Raw genomic sequence first — 420 nt, 5'->3', positions numbered from 1 at the left:
GCGGAATCAGCCGGACACATCCGCACCACCTAACCGCATCGCGGCCGGCTCCTGGTGGAGCCTTAAGGTGGTGGGACGTCGTGAACACATTTACGTTATACGCAATTGCCCACTCGAGGAAGAGTTATTAAGAAATTTGTTTTAATTAGGGCTCCAGTTTAAATCGTGAAGGTGATTCAAGGTTACTTAGTTACAGCGAGAAGATGGCAATTTCGGGGTAGCGGGGGTAGGGTTCTGGATACGGTAGTGCTGAGAGATACAAAGTGAAGTTGTTCAAGAAGAAATCACACTGATGAATACTTACGCCAATATAGTTCAAGTACAAAGCAGGTAGTGAAATCAATTAACGATCTAGAGACAGCGAGAAGTGGGCATGATCGAAGCAGCGGGAGGGAGGTTCTGGATACATTCGAGGTCGGC

This window comes from Cohnella soli, from assembly GCF_042655525.1.
Lineage (GTDB): Bacteria > Bacillota > Bacilli > Paenibacillales > Paenibacillaceae > Cohnella > Cohnella soli.
Note: the sequence above shows the minus strand (reverse complement) of the source record.